The organism is Kitasatospora sp. NPDC054795 (assembly GCF_053611565.1).
On sequence record NZ_JBSHAP010000011.1, the window covers coordinates 40,223 to 59,801 of the forward strand.

Annotated in this window: 15 protein-coding genes; 3 read left to right on the forward strand and 12 right to left on the reverse strand. The window is 73.1% G+C overall.

Annotated elements, in window-relative coordinates:
- Positions 1–57: 57 nt before the first annotated feature.
- Both ACWGJO_RS06130 and ACWGJO_RS06135 read right to left on the reverse strand, forming a co-directional pair.
- Positions 58–522: a hypothetical protein gene (locus ACWGJO_RS06130; RefSeq protein WP_452182387.1), complete on the reverse strand. Its 465-nt coding sequence runs from the start codon at positions 520–522 to the stop codon at positions 58–60.
- Between the two features lie 303 nt (positions 523–825).
- A complete protein-coding gene (locus ACWGJO_RS06135) occupies positions 826–2,013 on the reverse strand; it encodes a cytochrome P450 (RefSeq protein WP_452182388.1) in 1,188 nt (395 codons plus the stop codon).
- Positions 2,014–2,418: 405 nt separating this feature from the next.
- Between ACWGJO_RS06135 and ACWGJO_RS06140 the strand changes: the two genes are divergently transcribed.
- Positions 2,419–3,354 carry a glycoside hydrolase family 19 protein gene (locus ACWGJO_RS06140; RefSeq protein ID WP_452182389.1) on the forward strand — a complete coding sequence of 312 codons (936 nt, stop codon included), beginning with the start codon at positions 2,419–2,421 and terminating at the stop codon, positions 3,352–3,354.
- Between the two features lie 128 nt (positions 3,355–3,482).
- Here ACWGJO_RS06140 and ACWGJO_RS06145 read toward each other — a convergent pair whose 3' ends face one another.
- Entirely contained in the window at positions 3,483–4,382 is a 900-nt protein-coding gene (locus tag ACWGJO_RS06145) for a GNAT family N-acetyltransferase (RefSeq protein WP_452182390.1), read from the reverse strand.
- An 825-nt stretch (positions 4,383–5,207) separates the two neighbouring features.
- Here ACWGJO_RS06145 and ACWGJO_RS06150 point away from each other — a divergent pair.
- On the forward strand, positions 5,208–6,509 hold the full coding sequence (locus tag ACWGJO_RS06150; protein WP_452182392.1) for an MFS transporter: 1,302 nt from the start codon (positions 5,208–5,210) through the stop codon (positions 6,507–6,509).
- A 449-nt stretch (positions 6,510–6,958) separates the two neighbouring features.
- Complete coding sequence (locus ACWGJO_RS06155; RefSeq protein ID WP_452182393.1) at positions 6,959–7,600, forward strand: class I SAM-dependent methyltransferase; 642 nt, start codon at positions 6,959–6,961, stop codon at positions 7,598–7,600.
- Here the strand turns inward: ACWGJO_RS06155 and ACWGJO_RS06160 are convergent.
- The 9 genes from ACWGJO_RS06160 to ACWGJO_RS06200 form a co-directional block, all read right to left on the reverse strand.
- Positions 7,495–10,905 carry a lantibiotic dehydratase gene (locus ACWGJO_RS06160; RefSeq protein ID WP_452182394.1) on the reverse strand — a complete coding sequence of 1,137 codons (3,411 nt, stop codon included), beginning with the start codon at positions 10,903–10,905 and terminating at the stop codon, positions 7,495–7,497. The genes ACWGJO_RS06155 and ACWGJO_RS06160 overlap by 106 nt on opposite strands.
- A gap of 69 nt (positions 10,906–10,974) precedes the next feature.
- The gene (locus ACWGJO_RS06165) at positions 10,975–11,853 is read right to left on the reverse strand and encodes a cupin-like domain-containing protein (RefSeq protein WP_452182395.1); all 879 of its coding nucleotides are present in this window, start codon (positions 11,851–11,853) and stop codon (positions 10,975–10,977) included.
- Positions 11,854–12,042: a hypothetical protein gene (locus ACWGJO_RS06170; RefSeq protein ID WP_452182396.1), complete on the reverse strand. Its 189-nt coding sequence runs from the start codon at positions 12,040–12,042 to the stop codon at positions 11,854–11,856.
- Positions 12,043–12,166: 124 nt separating this feature from the next.
- On the reverse strand, positions 12,167–12,556 hold the full coding sequence (locus ACWGJO_RS06175; RefSeq protein WP_401043505.1) for a hypothetical protein: 390 nt from the start codon (positions 12,554–12,556) through the stop codon (positions 12,167–12,169).
- Between the two features lie 319 nt (positions 12,557–12,875).
- Positions 12,876–13,148 (reverse strand): ester cyclase, encoded by a 273-nt coding sequence (locus tag ACWGJO_RS06180; RefSeq protein WP_452182397.1) that lies wholly within the window; start codon positions 13,146–13,148, stop codon positions 12,876–12,878.
- A complete protein-coding gene (locus ACWGJO_RS06185; RefSeq protein WP_452182398.1) occupies positions 13,148–15,229 on the reverse strand; it encodes a hypothetical protein in 2,082 nt (693 codons plus the stop codon). The genes ACWGJO_RS06180 and ACWGJO_RS06185 overlap by 1 nt, the downstream gene beginning before the upstream one ends.
- A gap of 13 nt (positions 15,230–15,242) precedes the next feature.
- Complete coding sequence (locus ACWGJO_RS06190; protein WP_452182399.1) at positions 15,243–16,805, reverse strand: hypothetical protein; 1,563 nt, start codon at positions 16,803–16,805, stop codon at positions 15,243–15,245.
- Positions 16,799–16,999, reverse strand: coding sequence for a hypothetical protein (locus ACWGJO_RS06195; protein WP_380356405.1), 201 nt, complete (start codon positions 16,997–16,999; stop codon positions 16,799–16,801). The genes ACWGJO_RS06190 and ACWGJO_RS06195 overlap by 7 nt, the downstream gene beginning before the upstream one ends.
- A 90-nt stretch (positions 17,000–17,089) precedes the next feature.
- A complete protein-coding gene (locus ACWGJO_RS06200; protein ID WP_452182400.1) occupies positions 17,090–19,063 on the reverse strand; it encodes a B12-binding domain-containing radical SAM protein in 1,974 nt (657 codons plus the stop codon).
- Between the last annotated feature and the right edge of the window lie 516 nt (positions 19,064–19,579).

The following is a 19,579-nucleotide window of genomic DNA, read 5'->3' on the forward strand; positions in this document are numbered from 1 at the left end:
CCCGCCCCGGTCGCCCCGCCCCGGGGGGCCGGGCCGCCGGACGCGGGGGTGCCGCGGTCAGTACTCGTTCTTGACGACGAAGAACGAGCCGCGGATGACACCGGCGAGCTTCGACTTCTGCCGCGCGAACTTGAAACGGGAGGCGAGCTCCTCCGGGATATCCATCCCCTCGGAGAGCTTGAACCCGACCGCTCGCTTCTTGGCGTCGTCGACGGTGTACATCACGTTGATCGACAGCCCGCTCTCGTAGAAGACATAGGCCATGCGGATGTTCTCGACCTGAAAGGCCGTGGCCTCCAGCGGGCGGGACGCGATCACGATGTCCCGTTCCTCTTTGAGGATCCGGTGCACCCAGTCGACGGCCTCCTGGGCGTCGCCGGCCGGCTCCACCGTGAAGACGTGGTCGTACTTGTTCCTGAAATAGCGGGCCTCGTTCGCCCGCAGACCGGCCAGCGCCTCCGCGACGGGTGACGACTCCAGGCCGACGGTCGAGACGGTGCCGAAATCCACGGTGTAGGTCATGGCGGGTTCTTCCTCATCGGCGTCGGTGGACGGCGGACGCCCCGGCACCCGCGCCGGAACGAGTACCTGCCTCGTCCCGCGTCCCACGTCCCGCTCCGAGCGCTGGTCGCCGTGGACCGGGATGCCGTCGGCTCCCGCCAGTATGCGGGCCGGGTGGGGCCGGCTCCAGGTCATGACGGTGGTGTCGCGCTCGGTGAGACCGCTCTCCGACCTGCCGGGGCGGTGCGGCCGAGGTGCCGGAGGCCGGGGCGGACGTCCGTCGCACCGTGCCCGGCACCGTCCTCCTCCCGCCGGTGTCACGGGTCACCAGGTGACAGGCAGTGCGTGGAGACCGTAGACCTCGTTGTTGACGCGGTAGGGCACGTCCTCGACGGGGCACGCGAGCGCGAGGCCGGGCAGTCGCCGCAGGAGCGCGGGCACGGCGATCCGCAGTTCGGCGCGGGCCAGGGGTGCGCCGAGGCAGTGGTGCGCGCCGTGCCCGAAGGCCAGGTGCGACACGGGTTTGCGCGCGATGTCGAAGCGGTCCATCCCGGCGCCGAGCGCCGGGTCGCGGTTGGCCACCGGCAGTTGACAGACGACCTGGTCACCGGCCTTGATCGGCACGCCGCCGACCTCGGTGTCGCACCGCGCGGTCCGGGCCAGCGCGGTGCTGGACACGGACAGGTACCGCAGCAGCTCCTCGACGGCGGTGTCGATCACCGGATCGGCCTCACGAGCGTCGCGCAACCGGTCGGCCTGCTCCGGGTGCGACAGCAGGGCGAGCACGCCCAGGCCGATCGTGTTGGAGACCGTGACGTGGCCGGCGAGCAGCAACAGCTCGCAGACGCCGACCAGTTCGGAGTCCGACACCGCGCCACCGTGCTCCCGGACGAGCATGCCGATCATCCCGTCGTCCGGGCTGCGCCGCTTCTCCGCCACCAGGGAGGCCATGTAGGCGCGCGATTCCCGGCCGGCCGCGAGCCGTTCCTCGATGGGGAGCCCGAGATCCAGCGTGGTCCGGGACCAGTGGTGGAACTGCCCCTGGTCGGGGTCGGGAACGCCGAGCATCGCGCAGATCACCCCGAGCGGCAGCGGCAGCGCGAAGTCGGCCATCAGGTCCGCCGCGGGACCCCGCGACTCCATGGCGTCGATCAGCTCGCCGACCAGGGTGCGGATCATCGGCTCCAGTGAGCGGATCCGCTTCCCGGTGAACTCCGGCGTCAGGACGTGGCGCAGCCGCGTGTGCTCCGGCGGGTCCATGTTGAGGAGCTCGTTCGGCAGCACCGGAGCGCGTTGCGGGTCGTACATCGCGAACGTCTCCTGGTCGGCCAGCACGCGCCGGACGTCCGCGTGCCGGGTGACGAGCCAGTACTCACCGACCCGGTGCAGCCAGAAGTCCTGGACGCGCCGAACCCGGTCCCCGCGCTGGGCGTCACCCAGTGCCCGGCCCGGGCCGAGCCCGTCGCGACGGTAGAAGATCGAGATCGGCGGCACTTCCCGCTGCTCACCCATGGAACCTCCCGTGATCACCCGACACCCACGTGCCGGCACCGCTTGCCGACACCCACGTGCCGATTCCGACTTCCCGATACCCGGGCGCTCGTGCCGCTGCGCGCTTCGGTCGCGGGCCTGTGCGGCGCGCGGGGGCGCGGAGACCTCGAACCCACCCCCTCCCCCGAGCCGGAGCCGCCCCCTGTCCCTGTTCGCTCCCCGGCCGTTCCGCCGGGTGCGTCTTTTTCCGGGAACCCCTTGACAGGTATAGACCATTCCGCTTGAGTCTGGGTCAGCCCCGCACCGGCCCGCACCCCGGTCGGCCCGTCCCCCACGACGTGCCCCCACCCGCGGGGCCCGGCTCCCCTGCCCCGACGTCCCTACCTCCACGACCGTGCGGCCCCACACCGCACAAGGGGTGATCAAGTGTCCACGAAACGCCTGCTCGCACTGCTCTCCGCCGTCGCCACGGCGCTGGCGGTGGTCCTGCTGCTGCCCGCGGCCAACGCCAGCGCCGCCGTCTGCGCCACGCCCTGGAACTCCTCGGCCGTCTACACCGGCGGCGCCGCCGTCTCCTACAACGGCCACAACTGGCTCGCCAAGTGGTGGACCCAGAACGAGCCGCCCAGCACCGGAGGCTCCGGCGTCTGGTCCGACCAGGGCGGCTGCGGCACCGGCCCGACGACGACCCCGACCGCCACGCCGACGGCCACGTCCACGTCCACCGGCACGCCGAACCCGAGCGGATTCCCCGTCAGCCAGGCCCAGTTCGACCAGATGTTCCCGAACCGGAACCCCTTCTACACGTACCAGGGCCTGATCGACGCCCTCACCGCCTACCCCGCCTTCGCGGCCACCGGCACCGACACCGTCCGCAAGCAGGAGGCCGCGGCCTTCCTCGCCAACGTCAACCACGAGACCGGCGCGCTGGTCTACGTGGTCGAGCAGAACACCGCCAACTACCCCCACTACTGCGACACTTCACAGCCGTACGGCTGCCCGGCCGGGCAGGCCGCGTACTACGGGCGCGGCCCGATCCAGCTGAGCTGGAACTTCAACTACAAGGCGGCCGGCGACGCCCTCGGCATCGACCTGCTGCGCAACCCCAACCTGGTGCAGACCGACCCGGCCGTCGCCTGGAAGACCGCGCTCTGGTACTGGAACACCCAGAACGGGCCGGGCACCATGACCCCCCACAACGCGATCGTCAACGGCTACGGCTTCGGCGAGACCATCCGCAGCATCAACGGCTCACTGGAGTGCAACGGCGGCAACCCCGCACAGGTGCAGAGCCGGATCAACGCCTACCAGCGCTTCACCCAACTGCTCGGCACCGTACCGGGCAACAATCTGAGCTGCTGAGCACCCCCGGCCCACCCGACAACTGATCACCTGCCCGGTCCGCGAAGCCGGCGGATCGGGCAGGCCGGCGCCGGCAGGCGGCCCGGACCCGCCCTCGGACCGGACCGCCCACCGCGTGCCACTCCTCGCTAGGCCGCTCGGCCCGCCGGGTGGAAGTTGATGCGTTCACGGACGACGGGGAAGCCGGCCTTGGCGAAGTTCGCGGCCATGGGGACGTTGGCCTGGTCCGTCGCTCCGGTGACGAACTCCGCGCCCTGCTCGACGAGGACGTAGGTGCACTCCGCGAGGAGGTCGTAGGCGTAGCCGCGACCCCGCTGCTCCGGGACGACTCCAATGAAGCCGATGGTCGGGCCGGAGGGGTTGTGGGCCGGGATGTGGATGCCTGCCAGGTCTCCCTCCGGCGTGTGTGCGACCTGCCACCACTCCCGCGGAGAGGGGCACCAGTGGAAGAAGTCGAGTTCCTCCTGGGCGGCTTGGTCGAGGCCGCCCTCCGCTGTGGCCCTGAGCGCGTGGGCGTCCAGGGTGGCGGAGTGGATACGGCGCAACGCGTCGAGGAACGCGGTGTCGTCGGGTTCGGCGCTGAAGCGCAGGCGTCCGGGCCGCTCGGGCAGACCTCGCTCAGGGGTCCAGCGGTACAGGAAGCGCTCCACCAGGAGTTCGTACCCTGCGGCTCGTGCGGCGGCGAAACGCGCCTCGGCGCCGGCGCGCAGGTCGGCCTTCTCCCGCCAGCCGCCGGGCAGGTTGATCTCGAGTTCGACCTGCCAGGGAGCGGAGCGCAGGAGCTCGGCCCCGGCCTCCTCCTCGCCCTCGGCCACGTCGAACCAGTTGATGTTGACGGGCTCCGAGTCGTCGGGGCCGCCCCACCACGCGCCGCGTGCGACAACCTCGCCGTCGCGCAGGGCGACGCGCTTCCAGTCGGAGCGGAACCGGGTACGCCGATGGCCTTCACGGGCGCCCAGGGGGTCGGGGAGTGCGTCGAAGAGATGAGCGTCGCTCGCGGAGAGCGCGCGGATGACCCGATCGGTCATGGATTCCTCCGGGATACAGGCTGCTTGGAGCGCTCCCGGTCAGAACTCACGAACCACGCCGGGACAGCGGAAGAGGGAGCGCTGGAAAGGTGTGAACCGCACGGCACTCGCCTCCTTCCGTTCGTCTCGGGGCGTGGAGCCACACAGTACGTGATCTTCCGTGAGGCCGCCCACGGATTTCCGTGCCCCTGGAAGGAGGGGCGGCAACCAGCCATCGTGCCCGCCCGGTTCGGTCCCCCGCTCCTGTTCCTGCTCGTCCTCGCACTGGGCCCGGTCGCCGACAACATGCTCACCACGCACGGCTCCGGCCTCGCCCTGCAAGCCGCGGGCGTCCGCTTCCGCCCGTGGGGCGGTTCACCTGGACGTCCTCACCGCCACCGCGACGGCGCGCCGATGATCACGAACTGCGGGTGCCGAGAATGTAGTTGACCTTCAAGCCGTCGCCCCACACGCGGAGACATGTGCAATGTTACATTGCAACAACACTCCGTTCGTCTCGGCGAAACCCATGCGGGATGCCTACGCAGAAGGAGAGTCCTCTTGTCCCACATCGCCTTGGCAGGAGTCCCATGCGGTGAGTCCGACGAGTCCCTTGTCGCAGGCCAGAGCTGCAGCAGGGACGGGGGTAGCGCTGGCCCGGTCGCCGATCCGCTCCTGTCGCACGGTCAGCCGGCGGTGGCCGAGCAGCCAGGAGACGGTGCGTACGGCCTTCCCCCCGTGGCAGTCACCCCGCTCGCCGCCGTCGAGTCCGGGCCGGACCGCCGGATCACCACGACCAAAATCGTTGCCAATTTACTGTGACTGGTTGTCTATGATGGTAACTTCATGACCGACAAGCCGGGAATTCTAGAAGACCGGGGGTTCAGGGGGCTCTTCGCCGCCACGGCAGTGAGTGCCGCCAGTGTCAGTGTGGCGAGGATCGCCATCCCGCTGGTCGCAGTCCTTGCGCTGGATGCCGGAGAGTTCGAAGTGGGGCTCGTCTCCACCTTCCTCACTCTCCCGTTCCTGCTGGTCGGCCTGCCGGCCGGAGTGTGGGTGGACCGGCTTCGGCGTCGCAGAATCCTTGTCCTATGCCAGCTTGCGCGTTCTCTCATTCTTCTTTCCATTCCTCTGTGCTGGTGGGTCGACCTCCTTTCGATCTGGCAGCTCTACGCCACCGTTCTCCTGTTCGGCGTGTGCAACGTATTCTTTGACGTCGCATACCAGAGTTATCTCCCCAGCCTTGTGGGTCGGGACAGGGTACTGGAAGGGAATGCGAAGCTCACCGGCGTCCAGCAGGTCTTTGCCGTGGGTGGCCCTTCACTGGGCGGTCAGGCCGTGGCCCTGCTCACGGCTCCGGTCTCCTTCGTGGTGACCAGCGTCGGCCTTCTGATCTCCTCGGCTTGCATCGCGCGGATTCGCGCCGAAGAGGCGGAGCCGGTCCGTGGACCGGAATCCCGCATGCTCCAGGAGATCGGGACTGGGCTCCGTCTGGTGCGCGGAAGCTCTCGGCTCCTCGCGATCGCCGGGTCCTCCGCCTGGCTGAACTTGACGTGGTATGCCGCTTACACGGTCATGATGCTCTTCCTGGCGAGGACGCTCGATCTGTCGCCCGCCTTGATCGGAATCTTCCTGAGCGTGTCCGGAGCGGGTGGGCTCCTCGGGTCCTTCCTGGCGAGGCGGATTTCCGAGAGGGCCGGCCCCGGTCCCGCCCTGTGGTCGATCCTGCTCCTCGGCTCCCCTCTTGCGCTCGTCCTCCCCTTTGTCGGATCCGGCTGGACGCTCTGGATCGCGGCCTGCGCAGACGGTGTCACGGCGTTTATGATCGTCGTCTACAATGTCACTCAAGTCAGCTGCACACAGACCCTGACCCCCGATGAATATCTCGGGCGAGTAAATGCCACGATGCGATTCCTGACCTGGAGCTTCATGCCCGTCGGCTCCATACTGGGCGGCGCCGTGGCTGGGTGGCTCGGGGTACGCCAGGGGCTTTTCGTGTGTGCCGCCGCGGGCTGTTTCGCCTTTATTCCGATTCTCCTTTCGCCGCTGCGCACCATGCGGAAGTTCCCGTCGTCGCCCAACGGTGACGATGAGGCTCCTGAAGGAGTTGCGGCGGCGGCCGCCAAGCGCCGAGCACCTCGTTCTTGAGTGTTGTCCGACTGGCTTGTCTTCATTCTTGATGTGTCCCCTTCATTGTGCGCTGCGAGCTCTCCAGCATGCCCTGCGGAGAGAACTCCAACCCGCACGAGAGGGGTGCCGACCTGCGCCTAGAGAGGGTTCTCGGAGCGATGGCTGTGGGTGGCGACGACTTATCCGCATCGGTTGTTGATGGTCAACTGGTCTACTGGCTTGAGGCGTTGGCGGGTCTGGAGCCGTTGGAGCTGCCGCCGGACCGGCCGCGGTGACACCTTGTCACAGCGCTTCGCTCGTGACGACGGCCCCGGCCCCGGCCAGGGGTCGCTCCTCACGCGCGGGACGGCCCCGGCCCCGATAGCCTGGAGGCGAGCCCGTGCACCCGTCCTCGTCCGAGGGGTTGATCGGTCATTCTCCACGCACTCGTCGGCCGGCTGGGGATCGTCGCACGGGCGTTCCCTGCCGTGTGCCGTCGGGTCGGGGTCGTCCGGGCCGTCCGGCTGGGTGCTGGTGAGCTGCTCTTCGACCTGCGCCACGGCACCGAGACCGGCATCGACGTGGCGGCCCGGCACGAGGGGGCGAGCCCCTGGCTGTTCGCCGAGCTGGTGCGGGTGCTGCCCGCGGACGGTCGGCAAGTGCTGCTCGACCTCGGCGCGGGCAAGGGCCGGGCGCTGCTGCTCGCCGCGCGGCACGGCTTCCGGGAGGCGGTCGGGGTGGAGCTGTCCCCGGAGCTCTGCGCCGTGGCCCGGGCGAACCTGCGTGGGCGCCGGGCCGGGGCCGGCAGGTGCAGGACCGAGGTGCACTGCGCGGACGCGGCCGGGTTCGAGGTGCCGGACCGGGTCGACACCGTCTTCCTCTTCGACCCGTTCCCCGAGGAGACCCTGCGGGCCGTCGTCGGACGGCTGACCGCCTCCATCGAGCGGGCCCCCAGGGAGGTCCACGTCCTGTACCAGCATCCGAGGCTCGCCCGGGTGCTGACGGAGGCGGGGTTCGCCCCGGTCTACCGGATCGGCTCCGAGGGGATGGTGCTGCGCCGCGACGGCCGGGCCGACGGGGCGGCCGCTCCGGCTTCCGGTGCCGCGTACAGGCGGGACAGGAAGTCGTAGAGCAGCAGTTCCTGGGCCCGGGCGGCGGAGCGCAGCACCCGGTTGGCGTGCAGGTGAACGTAGTTGCCCGCCAGGGCGGCGATCGGGGTGCCGATCTGCCCGGTCCGCACCCCCTCGCGCAGCTCCGCCGCGAGGGACCGGACAGCCGCGGACGTGTCGTCCGCCGTGTCCGGGTCCGCGCCCGGGTCCGGGTCTCTGTCCGGGTCCGCCAACAGTCTTTCCAGGGCGGCGCGTTCGCGGCGGAAGCGGTCGCCGATCCCGCGTCGCACGGCCTGGTCCACCCGGAACTCGGCGCGGAAGCGGTCGCGGGCGGCGCTCACCAGGGCGCGTTTCTCGGCCCTGCGCAGGCCGAGGTCGGTCAGCAGCCGGTCGATGCCGACCAGCGCGGCCCGCCAGCGGGAGTCCGCACCGCCTTCCGCGCCGAGCGACTCGACGGTGCGCAGCGCGGCCTCACTGTCCTGCCGGAACAGGAGTTCCGAGAGCCGGATGCCGACCGGCCCGCCGTAGCGCTCGATCTCCCGCTCGTAGGTGTCGAGTTGGACGCGCCGGACGACACCGTCCGCGAGCAGCGGCCGCGCCGCGTCGTACAGGGCCGGCAGGACGTCGGCGGCCAGTCGCCGCCGATCGCCGTGCAGCCGCACCCTGAGGTGCCAGTCCGGGTCGGCGTAGCGGACGTAGAACCAGCTGTCCGCCGTACCCTCGGCGAGGGCGCGGCGGACGAGCGGCCGGACGACCCGGCGCAGGGCTTCGTCGGCGCCGGCCGAGCCGGTGTAGAGCTTGGCGTAGAGCCACTCGGAGCCGGGCGGGAAGCTCCGCACGCACGGTCGCGCTTCGGCGGCACGCGGTGGCCCGGCGTCGGCCCGGCGCGCGGGCGGCCGCGCCCGCGGATACCCGGGCGGGTGCGGGCCGGTACGGACGAAGGGGACCACCACCTCGTGGGTGAACCGCCCTTCGGGGCCGCGGGCGAGCAGGTCCTCGTCGCCGAGGAACAGTTCCGCCATGGTGGCCGTGGAGCGGCCGGCCAGCAGCCGGGCCGCCATGTCGAGGAAGACGGTGTTCTCCAGGTCGACGGGCAGCAGCCGGTCGCCCTCCGCCACGGCGACCCACCGCGGCAGGCCCATCTCCCGGCGCAACTCCTGTACGGCGACGAACCGTTCGCCCGGTGACGGCGCCGCGAAGCGCGCCAGCTGGCGCTCGGTCAGGTTCCAGCGCGCCCGGGCGAGCACCAGACGCCCGGAGACGATCCGCGGCAGGTACGGCGCGGCGGCGAGCGGCCCGAGGACGGCGTCCAGCCCGCGCGCCTGCTGCGGGGCCTGCAGCGCGCACAGGAAGCGGTACAGGCCGAGGTTCGCGGGGGCGGCGAAGTGGTGCGCGGACGTCAGGCGCGGGACGACCTCGGCCCCCAGCCGGGCGGAGCGCAGCGCCAGGCGGTCGCCGTCGGGGGCGAGGGTCAGGTCGGTCAGCGGGATCTGCTGGTCGGGCGGCGCCCCGGAGCGGCCGAGGCAGGGGATCTCGTGGCCGCGCAGCAGCGGCCGCCGCAGGACGTTGCCGATCCGCTCGCCGGGCAGGTGGGCGATCTCCGCGAACACCGCGTCCGGCCTGAGTGCCTCCTCGGCGCGCAGATGGGCCCGGACGCACCGGGTGAGGTCGTCGCCGTCGTGGCAGAACCGGCCCAGCAGGTACGCGCCGGAGGGTCCGCCCAGGGCGGATATGTGCACCCGGTAGCGCCCTCGCGCCACCGCCTGCGGGCTCTCGGCGAGGATGCTCGCCACGACACCGAAGGAGTCGGGCAGCGGCGGCCGGTCGATGGTGCTCTCGTCGGCGGCTGTGAGCGCGTCGAGCCGTTCCGGGCCGAGGGCGAGTTCCCGCGCGCCGGTGCGCATCGCCTCGCCCAGCCAGGTCAGCAGCAGCCGGTGGCGCCCGTCCCAGCGCTGCTCACCGTCCACCGGCCGACCGGAAGCGTCCTGGCCGTCGAGGTCGAAGCCGTCCAGGTTCGGGCCGGCCAGGTTCGGGCCGGCCAGGTCGAGGCCGGCGAGCAGCGGTTCGGCGGCGGCCATCGGGGCGGCCCGGACGGGGAACCCGAGGCCGGACTCCGGGTCCAGCGCCTCGCACAGCGGTACCTCGCGGGCGCCGTAGCGGGTCCGGTAGGCCGCGGTGAACCGCGCGAGCTGCGGGTCCGGGCGGGTGCCGCCCAAGCGGTGGACGAGTCGGGCGCCCCGGAGCACCTCGGCGGCCACCGCACGCCCCAGCACGGCCCGCGCGGCCGGCTTCACCAGGTCGATCCGGAACAGCCCGGCCGGCCCGGCCGGGTCCGCCGCCACGGGTGGGCGGGTGAGCAGCGCCGCCGCGCGGGCGTAGTGGCCGGACGCCTCACCGGGCGGCCGCCGGTCCGCCGTGGCGAGCTGCCGCCGGGCGGCGTCCAACGCGGCCGTGACGGGGCCGAGCCCGGCCTGTTCGGCGAACGGCCGGACCTGGGCGAGCAGGTCCGCCAGCGGCTCGGGCCCGCTCACGGGCGGTACGAGCTCGGGGACGAGGATCTGGTGCTCGATCAGCTCCTCGACGGCCCGGCGGGCTTCCCCGGGCTCGACGTCCGGTTCGGCGGCGAGTACGGCGGCGACGAGTTCGTCCGGTCGGGCACCGGATCCCGCCCGGTCGACGGCGGCGAGGAGCCACGGCGCCGGCTCGACCTCGACCAGCCGATGGGTCGGGCCCGCGTCCGTCCGGAGCACCTCGACGTATCGGAGCCGCCCGGCACTCCGGTACAGGCTGGAGTTGGGCCGGTGGACCAGGTGCCGTCGCACTTCCGGCCGCCGCCGCAGGTCGGCGGTCAGCGCGCCGAGGTAGCCGAAGTCCAGGCCGGTGCGGCGCCGGTAGGAGGAGGACGGTCCGAGTTCGAGGGCGGTCGGGCCGTCTTCCGCGGGGTCGACCGAGCCGACCGAGCAGCCGGCGAAGAGTCCGAACGGGGTCGGCCTGGCGGACATCCGGGCGAGGTAGCGCAGCAGGCTGTGCTCGGCGTTCCGGCCGCGCCGGCCGGCGGGTGAGTGCTCCCAGGCTTCCAGGCCCGTCGTGAGCGAGGAGGAGGCGACGGACAGCGCTTCCCGGACGTCGGCACGGCCGTACAGCTCCCGCAGCCGTCCGCGCACCCGCAACCGGTCGCGCCGGACGGCGCCGTCGACCAGGTCCGGGTGCCCGCAGCACCGCGCGGCGGCCAGTCCCTCGCCCAGGCCCAGCAGGGCCTCCAGGGGCAGCAGCGGGGTGCGGAGCACGAAGAACTCCGCGGCCTCCCAGGCCGGTTCGCCCTGCACGGGCCCACCCCGCACAGGCTCGCCCCGCACGGGCCGGACGGGGCCGGGCGCTTCGGACCCCACGGCCGGTCAGCTCCGGTCGCGCAGCCGGGCCCACCGGCGCCGGAGCAGGAACGGCCACAGCGGCGGAGCCGACAGCCCCTGGGCGAGCGGGCGCGACCAGAAGAAGTTGACGTTCAGCGCCCAGGCCGAGACCACCGTCACCTGGTGGTACCAGCCCACCGGGATGTAGAGCGACTCACCGGCGTCCAGGGTGCACTGCCATCCGGTGGCGCGGCGGGCCCGCGGGAACCGCTCGTAGTCGGGGAGGTTGGGGTCGAAGCGGCAGTGCGTGATCTGCGGGATGCGGTAGACGCGCCGGGCCTGCGAGGGCGGATAGAGGACGAAGTGCTTGCGTCCGACGACCTGGACGTTGCAGTTCGGCGTCACGTCGCAGTGCAGCCCGGAGGAGGTCCCGAGCACGCCGCACCAGAGGTTGGTGTCGATCGGACCGCGCCGGTACCAGCCGGGTGGCGGCGCGTCGTCGAGCAGGTCCTCGGACAGCTGCCGGAGCTTCGCGTCGAGGTAGTACGAGCAGCGGAACCCGTCGGCGCACACCGCCCGGGTGATCTCACCGGCGCCGCTGCCGGAGCGGGCGATCCGTTCCAGCCCTCCGGCGGTGTCCAGTACCCAGTCGAGGTACCGGCCGAAGGAGGTCCGCCCGCCGGCCGCGAGGTTCTGGAAGACGTTCCGCGGTGGCCCGTTCGTCTCCCGGACCGTCACCTCCCGCTCCCCCGCGACGGACCGCAGGTAGTCCGCGTCCCAGCGGTGCAGGGCGGGCCAGTCCCGTACGTTGTCCAGGACGACCCGGGGCTCGCCCTTGCGCAGCGGTGCGCGGAAGTCGTCGCGGCTGACGCGCGGGACGGCTCGGAGGGCCGCGCCCCGCCCTCCCGGGAGGCTCCGCGGCATCTACGCGGGCCTGCGCCGCGTGCTGCGCCCCCGCCGGGATTCGGGCGCCCCGGGTGCCGACGCCGTCTCGTCGCAGGTCCACAGGCTCCAGCCCTGGGTGGTGAGCAGCGGGTCGTCGAGGTTGCCCACGGTGGACCGTTTCAGGTCGAGGGTCTTCTTGCCGTCCTTCGGATCCGTCGTGCGCTCCATGGTTCTCCTCCTTCGGGGCGAGGAACTCTCCGCCGGGAAGGCCTCGCGTCAGCGGGCCTCGGATCGGCGGGGCCCCGGATCGGCGGGGCCCCGGATCGGCGGGGCCCGGGTCAACTGCGGTGCGTCATTTCAGGAAGACCTCCCGCGCCAGCCTCATTCCGAGCAGCTCGCGGAACTGCGCGCAGCCGTGCGACTTCCGGTCGGGCCCGTCGAGCCGGGCCGAGAGCTCGGCCATCCGCTCGCTGTAGCCGTCCAGGGCGGCCATGTTCTCGACCTCGGTCACGATCATGACGTTCCAGTCGTCACGGCCGGTCGGCGGGGAGACCAGGATGCGGTAGTCGCGGATCAGCTTCTGCCGCTTGGCCTCCTCCATCAGGGGCTTCCACCGCGCCCCCAGGTTGGCGAGGTAGGCGTTGGTCAGGCCGGGCTTGGTCTGGGCGAACTGCACCGACCACACCGGCCCCTCGGAAAAGGCGAAGTCACCGGCGGCCATGGCTGTTTCGTTCTCGGTCATCGAATTCTCGTTCCGGACGTTCGAGCGCGGTTCACCGGGCGTCCCCGTCCGCAGAACGGCCCGCGCGGCGTCCCGCACGACGTCCCGCACGGCGCACGGTTTCGAGGGGCGGAAGAGGGGCGCAATCGCGTACGGGACGGACAGGTGTCCCGTGACCGGACCGCCTTCCGGGCGGGCCACCCCCTTCATGATGCTGCGGCGGACCCGGTCCCTCAACCGCTGGGGAAGCGCCACGGAACGGCGCCGGCTCCGGCGGAGTCACCGCGGGAGCCGGCGCCGGGGCCACCGAGGCCGTAGCCCGTCGCCCTGAGCCCGTCGCCTAGCGTGAACCGGCCGGCTCGATGAGCGCGCTGGTGACGATCGTCAGCGTGGCCGGCGCGTTGGTCGCGGGGTAGCCGTCCACCTCGCCGCTCTGGGTACCGCGCACCGACCACACGAACGCGACCGCGCCCTTGTCGTCCACGACGCGCTGCTGCAGGGTGAACGTGGCGTCCGGGAACGCTGCGCGGATCCTGGCGATCAGCTGGCGGGTCTCGTCCGCGCCCGTGGCGCGGTACCGCCGGGGCACGCTCTGCCGTTCTTCTGTTGCCATCACAGGTCTCCTGTCGGGATTGCGGGCACCGCACCGCCGGTCGGCGATGCGACGTGCAGGGCGCGGAGCGCCGTCGCCGTGGTGAACAATCGCCGCCAGTCCTCGGCGACGATGTCGAGGCCCGCGATCGATTCCGTCCACGACGTCTGTTCCCAGGGCTCCGTCAGCTGCGGCCGGGGCACCCGGAGGATCGGCACGACGGGCCAACTGCCGTCCGGTCGCTGGTGTTCCACCAGCCACCGGGTGCCGCGGTCGAGCGCCACTCGGAGGGCCGGGCGGTCGCGTCCGGGCGGCGTCGTGAGCAGTTCGCCCAGCGCCTGGACGGCCAGCGCGGTGGCGAAGGCGGCGCACGCGCGGTTCGGCACGTGCGCCCAACCCCCGTCCGGGCGTTGGGCGCGCAGCAGCCACCCGGCGGCTCCCGCGCGGGCCGCTGCCGCCCCGGGCAGGTCGGTACGGCGGCCCAGCTCTCCGATCGCCTGCACCGCACGGCACGTGGTGTACAGTCCGCCCGCCCACCAGTAGGCCTCCCAGTTGCCCTCCGGGCGCTGCTGGTCCAGGAGCCGGCGCGCGGCCCGCAGCGCCGCGCGCCGCTCCCGCTCACCGTCCAGGCCGGCCAGCAGCAGGGCGGCCACGGCGGTCACGCACGGGTGCGAGGAGGTCCAACCGCGCAGGTCGCCGGCGTCGGAGTGGAACCGGACGAGCCAGGGCTCCGGGTCCACGATGGTGGTGAACCCGCCGTCGGGTCGCTGCGTCGACAGCAGCCAGTCCAACGCCGGCCGCCACAGCTGCGGTTCGGGCGCGCCGATCCGGGTCAGGAACAGCAGGGCGTTCGCCGTGGAGTCGACGTCCACCGGCCACTGGCCGTTGTATCCCCACCCGGCTCCCGGAGCGCGGTTGGCGACCAGCCAATCGGCCGCCGCGGCAAGGGAGTTCATCGGAGTCGGGTGCACCGGGGCCGGGGCGTCCGCCGGGGCCCCGGAGTCGGCCGCGGCCGGGGTGTCCGCCGCCGTGCCGACGGTCGCCAGGTTCCAGCCGACGTAGCCGGTGACCCAGGAGGTGCTCTGCTGGCCGAGCAGCAGGAAGTCGCCCCAACGGCCGGCCTGATCCTGTTCCCGCCGCAGGTAACGGGCCGCTGCCGCAAGGGAGTCGGCGATCGCGTCGGTGGTGGGCACGGCCACGGCGGCGCCGGGGTCGGTGCCCCTCCGGGTCGCCGCACGGCCGCCCGGGGCCGCGGCGGCGCGCGCCCGGGCCAGCCCGTCCCGGCGCATCCGGTCGAGGTCCGCGCGCAGCCGGCGGACGGACTCGGAGAAGCCGATGAGCCGCTCCACCCAGCCCGCGGGCGGCAGGTCGGTCACCGCCGCCAGCGCGCGGCACAGCTGCTCGGCGGCCTCGTCGAGGGTGTGTTCGGCGAGGCCGCCGTAGTGGAAGCGGCGGGCCGCGTCGGCGACCAGCTCGGTTCGTGCGGCGCGGGTCGCCGAGGGCGTCAGGCCCAGCTCGGCGAGCAGCCAGGGGACGAGCTGCGAGGGGTGGCCGTGCAGGAAGTCGTCCTTCCAGTCGACGCATTCGCGGTAGCGGGCGAGCCCGGCGTAGAGGCGGCTCTGCGACTCGGTCACGGGCCCGACCGGCTCCGGCGTCCCGGCCAGCGCGGCGAACGCCTCAGTGGTGGTGTGCGCGAGCTCCGCCCCGGCGCCGGCCGGGTCCCAGGGGCGGTGGTAACCGACGGAGAGCGACTGCCGGAACGGCTCCCGGCCCGGCAGGTCGTCCGCCAACTGCCGGGTGGCGAAACGCCGCAGGTATGCGCACTCCCGGTCGGCCCGGGCCGGTGCGCACTGGCCCCGGCTCTGCCGGAACCGCAGGAAGCGGGCCGCGCCGCCCGCCCGCGCGGCCAGTGCCACCCGTCGGGCCGCGCCCATCGGGACGGTCGCGAAGTACTCGTACAGCAGGAACGGCAGGTGGTCGAAGAGTGCCCCGGGGAGCGGCTGCGCCGGGTCCCACGGGCGGTCCTCGCGGCCCGGCAGGCCCGCCCACTGCTCGGCGAACACCCGGTCGGTGTCACGGGTCTCCATCAGCAGCAGCGTCACGGTCGCCTCCGTCCTAGGCCACGGACTCGGCGCGGTAGGCGCGGAGCAGCACGTCGGGGGCCTGGGCGCCGCCCGGGCCGGATCCCTTCACCAGCCGGTGGCCGAGGTACCGGCCGACCGCCGGCGGCACCCAGCCCGGCACCCGGCCCGACGGCACCCCGCCCGACGGCGCCCCGCCCGACGGCTCCGCGCGGCCCGGCCGCCACGGCTCGGGCGGCTCGTCGAGGCCGAGCGCGAGCAGGCCGTCCAGCCACGGGCCGTGCTGGTCGAACCAGTCCAGTTCGGCTGCGGAAACGCCGAGATGCTCGGCCAGGCCGTACTGCGGGAGGGCCCGGCGCGAGGCCGCGATCGCCAGGCCGACCTGGCACAGGGCCTCGCCCGTGGTGCGCGCCGGGCCGGCGGCCTCCAGGACCCGGAACTGCTCCGCCAGCACCGCGGGCCCGGGCGTGCGCGGCTCCCGGTGGGCGTCGAGCCAGGGCCGCCAGGACGCTGCCACCGGTGTCGCGGGTGTCCGCCGGTCGCCCCGCCAGGCAGCCGCCCCGACCACCCCGAACGCCCCGACTGCCGCGGCGGACCGGGCCGGGGCACCGGGCGGAGCAGTGGCGGGCGGCTCGGTCGGCAGGTCGAGGCCGAGCGTCGGGCCCGCGATCCGCTGCCGGGTGGTCCGGATGGCGGCGTGCCAGCTCCCCTCGGCGATCCGGTCGGCCGCGCCCTCGGCGCGGTCCAGGTGGCCGAGCGCCAGCGCGCGGACCTCCTCGACCACGCCCTCCCGGTCGAGCAGCTCGGCCACCTCGGACACCGGGGGCCGCTCGGCCGACTCCACCCGCCGCTGCCAGCCGGCCCGCAGGAACGCCACCGTGAGGGGGTAGGAGTAGTGCCCGCGCCGGTAGTCGATCCGCCAGTCCGCCAGGTCGTCGGCGAGCTGGAAGGCCACGTAGTGGGCGTCGTGCGAGGCCTCCAGCCCGGCCAGCGGCCGCTCGTCCCCGCCGAGCACGGCGAGGGCCGCGAGGCAGGCCTTGGCGATCGCGGACTTGCCCGCGTAGACGAGCTCCAACTCCTCCCCGGGGTAGGGCTGGAGCAGGCCGCGGTGCCGGGCCTCCTCGCGCAGCACCGCCTGGCAGAAGTGCCCGAAGTAGCGCTCGAAGTGGCCCCAGAACGGGCTGGCGGGCGGCAGCAGCGCGTACAGCCCGTGCAGCGCCTCGCGCTGGAGGAGGCCGCCCAGCAGCAGGCCGCCCCCGGTGCGGGCGGAGGGGCGGTCCAGTACCTCGTCCAGGGCCAGCACGTAGTCGAAGAGGTACGAGCCGCTGACGGACAGCGCCCGCAGTTGCGCCAGCGAGACGCGGGGGAAGGCGGTGTAGAACAGCAGCGGGTAGGTGTAGAAGACCCGGGGGTCGACCCCGGCGGCGATCCGCCGTTCGGACGGCAGGCCGGCGGTCGCCGGCAGGCCGTCCACCTGCAGCAGGCGGGCGACCCGGCGCCGCAGCGGCCGCCGGGCCTCCTCCACCAGGGCGTTGTCGCCCCGCCAGCCGACGTGCCGTTCGACCCGGACCCCGCCGTTCGGCCGTTCGGCTACCACCGGCCCGAGACGACCGTCGTGACGACCGTGGTGACGCCGCTCGCCTGGGCCTCCGCCTCGACCCGCGACTCCAGCTCGACGAGCCCCAGCTCGCCGACCGGCAGGTCCTCGAACGGGACCTCCTCGAACGCCAGCTCCTCGAACGGCAGGTCGCCGACGGGCTTGCCGCGCTCCGCTGCCACGTCTCCGGCCATCATGCTCTCCTTCGTCTCGGTGCACAGGTGTCCTGTGCACGACTTCGGTCGGTGGGTCCGGTCCGGCCGGCCCGGCGGTCCGCGGTCCGGTCACCCGGTGGCGGTACCGGCCGGTTCCCGCCGCAGCCCCAGCGCCGTCACGTGGCGCTCGGTCAGATGGTGTTTCGCGGCGAAGGCGCGCCGCTGCGAGGTGTTGCGGATGACCAGCTCCGGACGGGTCAGCAGCTGACGGACCGGGTCGCGGATCTCCAGCCGGTCCCCGGGCCGGACCAGCGGATCGGCGGTGCGCGGGACCGACACCTCCAGGAAGGCGTAGCCGCGGCCCCGGGACGCCGTCAGGTTCACGAACAGCAGGTCGGACGCTACGCCCTCCACGTCGAGGCCGCCACCGGTGCGCAGCGCGGCGCTCAGCTCCCGGACGTCGCAGTCGAAGGCCCGGAAGACGGTCCCGTCCTCGGTCAGCCGGCGCTGCAGGGCGTACCGGGTTTCGACGTACGCCATGAGGTCGCGCAGGACCGGGGCGCACGCTCCGAGCCCGTCCAGGACTTCGGCCGCCAGGTACCGGCACAGGTCCGGGACGAACCCGTAGAGGTAGTAGTCCGGCCGGAGCTGCTCCGGGCCGACGTGCCGGTGCTGCCAGCGCGTCCAGCCGGTCAGTACCTGCCGCAGGTCGGCGCCGGCGGTGCGCAGGGCGAGGAACAGCGTCGGGCAGGTGTAGGTGGCGGCGGAGATCGCCTTGGCCAGGTCGCGGTCGAGGTGCGGCGTCGGGATGTGGTAGAAGCTCGGGAAGATGTCGGGGTGGCGGGTGACCGTCGCGATCTCCTCCTCGTCCAGCAGGAAGAGCGAGATGTCGGAGCTGTGCCCGTCGAAGCGCAGCTCCTCGCGGTGCTCCTCGTACAGCGGACTGCCCACCAGCGGTGCCAGCAGGTGCATCTGCGCCTGGGTGTCCGGCGAGAGCTGCAGGACGTCGAGCGCGAGGTCGAGCGAGGCGACCGCGTCCTCGGTGGTCTCCTCCGGGAAGCCGACGATCAGGGAGGCGGTGCAGGAGATCCCCCGGTCGGTGCCGGAGCGGATGACCGGCAGAACCGCGTCGGTGCGCAGCCGCTTGCGCACCAGCGGCTGCATCCGCTGGGATCCGGTCTCGATCCCGAAGAACATCCCGCGGCAGCCGGCGGCGGCCATGGTGGCCAGCAGTTCGTCGTCCACCCGGTCGGTCCGCGCGCTGCACGCCCACTCGAAGCCCTGCCCGCCGTCGAGCAGGGCGGCGCAGAACGCCAGGACCCACCGCCGGTCGACGGTCAGCATGTCGTGCACCAGGTCGAACCGGGTGAATCCGTGGGCGTCCCGCAGGTGCCGCATCTCGGTGATCAGCCGGGCCGGCGACTTGATCCGGTACTCGCGGTTGAAGAACACGTTGGTCGAGCAGAACGTGCACCCGTACGGGCAGCCCCGGCCCGCCTCCACCGGCGCGAGGTCCTGCAGGGTCCGCTCGAAGGGGTACAGGTCGTAGGCGGGGAAGGGCAGTTCGTCCAGGTCCTGCAGCAGCGGTGCGGCGGGTTCGCGCACCGGGCCGCCGTCCGGCCCCCGCCAGGTGGTGCCGGCCACGCCGGCCAGGTCGTCGCCCGCCGCCCACCGGTCGAGCACCCGGACGAGGGACCGGTCCGCCTCATTGCGCACGATCGCGTCGATCCAGCCGAACTCGCGCAGGGTCGCGACGTCCACCACGGAGGCCTGCGGGCCGCCGAGCAGGATCCGTACGTCCGGGTCCAGCTCGCGGCACCGCCGGGCCAGCGCCAGCGTCTGAGGGTAGGAGTTGCACATCGTGGTGAGGCCGACGACGTCGGGCCGGGACTCGCAGATGAGCTCCGCCACCTCCCGGTGGAACTCGGGCCCGTCGCCCACCCGGCCCTCCAGCAGCGCGAGCGTCGGATCCACCACCACCGGTTCGTGCCCGCTGCGCCGGGCCACCGCGGCCAGCCCGAGGAGGTTCAGCGGCACGTACGGCGAGGGGACCTTGCCGAAGTGCCAGTCCGCGTTGAAGCACGTCACGAGAGCCAGTCGCATCCTCGGCCCACCACACCCTGTCCCGGCCCCGGGGACCGTCGCTGCCGTCGCGTCGAAGAGTCGTCTACTCCGCGCGCGCACGACGCGCCAGCGGCCGCGCCGCCACCCCCGACCGGGCACCCCGACCGGGCGTACCTCCGTGACCGAAAGGGGGGCGACCGGGCGGGTGTCAGGGCTGGTGCTCAGGGCAGGTGTTCCGGGCAGGGTCGCGCCTCGGAGGAAGGGGCCGGCCCGGTTCCGTGATCGTGCGGTGCGCCCCGTGGAGCGTTTCGACGCGCTGAAGGCCGCTCCCCGTCACGCGAAATTCACAGTCCGGGGTCTACCCGCATAGACAGTGATGGGCCATCCTGGAGCGATGCCGGCGCTCGAAGCCCGCCCCTCGTTCCCCGGGAACGCGGGCTGTGGCGCCGCACGGATCGGTCGGCCCTCGCGCCGGAGCACCGCCGCGCCACAGCACTGCGTACGACCCCTTCGTCCGGGCCGGTTCCCCAGGCCCGGCGCCGGACCTCCCGTCCT